General features: G+C 33.4%; 1 protein-coding gene and 1 rRNA gene. Both read left to right on the top strand.

Annotation, left to right across the window (positions count from 1 at the left end; genetic code table 11):
- The first annotated feature begins 89 nt into the window (after positions 1 to 89).
- Positions 90 to 205: ribosomal RNA gene (gene rrf, locus KI356_RS19375) — 5S ribosomal RNA — on the top strand.
- A gap of 863 nt (positions 206 to 1,068) precedes the next feature.
- Complete coding sequence (locus tag KI356_RS19380; protein WP_128283675.1) at positions 1,069 to 1,800, top strand: DsbA family oxidoreductase; 732 nt, start codon at positions 1,069 to 1,071, stop codon at positions 1,798 to 1,800.
- Positions 1,801 to 1,915: the final 115 nt, after the last annotated feature.

Here is a 1,915-nt window from a genome sequence, read left to right on the forward strand (position 1 = left end):
AATGTTATCTAGTTTTGAGAGAATATAAAAAACTTGTTGACTTTCAAAAGTGAATGAGTTATAATAATCATTGTCTCAAATAAATATAGTTTGGTGATGATGGCAGAGAGGTCACACCCGTTCCCATACCGAACACGGAAGTTAAGCTCTCTAGCGCCGATGGTAGTTGGGACCTTGTCCCTGTGAGAGTAGGACGTCGCCAAGCAAACTAAAACACAAGTCTTTTGACTTGTGTTTTTTTGTATATTTGTTTCGTTAGAAACAAGAGTGAAAATATTGATTGCTAAATCATACCGGATGGAAAATCATTTGCATAATCATGATAAAGGTGAGGTATTTTCGCTATTTTTATTAAGCATTCATTAAACTATATGTATTTCGCTATAGAATCGTTATGGGTCATATCTTCAATATAAGAGGAAATCTCTCTTCATTTATAATTAATTTCTAAAAAACTTGGTGCATAATTAAAACTTTTATACTCTAAATGATTTAATGGTTTATGAATTGTATAGCTATTTCCCCTTAAATCTCTGTATACAGTATCCCTTAACTAATAAACATTAGAGATATTTCTGCCGGTAAATACTTTTTCTTCATGGCTTGGCATCTAAATCTTCTTCACTAATATGCTTTTGAAAATAACTCCGTTCATACTTTCAATAATATAGATTTGTATAATTGCTTCCTTTGAAGTTGCGGTTTGCTCAATCTATTAAACAAGCCCGTCTATATAATTGTATTTTATATAGATGGGCTTGTTTACTTTTTCATTCTTATAATAGTAGCATTTTGAGGGATGTTTTTTGTTATTAAGTATAGGGAAGTAGTACATAATAGTTGAAAATAATACAGGTGCTTTTCAACTATTATGAGAACAGCTATATTATGGCTAAATATGTAGTGAGATATAGGAATGGTGAACAAGGGGCTCATTTACAACTGGAGTGTATATATGGCACGAAAGATTCTTTGATTAGTAGTCGTAACCTCTTGAGGCATAAATTTTTGAATTCCTCAGTGCCAGTGCTACAATAATTGAAAACTAAATGTTAATGAGGTGTTCATATGAAAATTGAAGTTTGGTCTGATTTTGTATGCCCGTTTTGCTATATTGGGAAGCGTAGATTAGAAATGGCTTTGGAACAATTCCCGCATAGGGGCGATGTTGAAGTTGAGTTTAAAAGTTTTGAATTAGATCCGAATACTCCCGTTTACTCTGGAACGAGTATTAATGAAGTGCTTGCATCAAAGTATGGGATTAGTATTGAAGAAGCTAAGCGTAATAATGTACAACTAGGTAATCATGCAGCTAGTATGGGTTTAAGTTTTAATTTTGAAGAGATGAAGCCAACCAATACCTTTGATGCGCATCGTCTTGCGAAGTTCGCCAAGGATCAAGGGAAGGAAAAAGAGATTACAGAAAATCTTCTTTTTGCATATTTTACTGAATCACAAAACTTAAGTGATGTGGAAGTGCTCGCTGCCATTGCTGAAAAATCGGGATTAGATAAGCAAGAGGCTTTAAATGTTATCAATAATAAAAGTGCTTATGCGAATGATGTTCGAGTTGATGAAGCGATTGCTCAGCAATATCAAATTTCGGGAGTTCCTTATTTTATTGTTAATCAGAAATATGCTATTTCAGGTGCGCAACCACTTGAGACTTTTATTGGTGCACTGCAGCAAGTATGGGAAGAAGAGAATCCTGCACCTAAATTACAAGAGTTTTCATCAGATGAAGGAAGCGATATGTCTTGTACTGATGGCAGTTGTTCAGTTCCATCAAAAGAACAATAGGTTTTTTAATGGGATAGCAACCCATAAAGTGTTTTATGGGTTGCTTATATATTATTATAGAAGAGATATGTAAATAGATAATTTGATAACGTACAATGAGATTTATAAAAAATGA

The sequence above is a fragment of the Bacillus hominis genome, from assembly GCF_018332515.1.
Taxonomy (GTDB): Bacteria; Bacillota; Bacilli; order Bacillales; family Bacillaceae_G; genus Bacillus_A; species Bacillus_A hominis.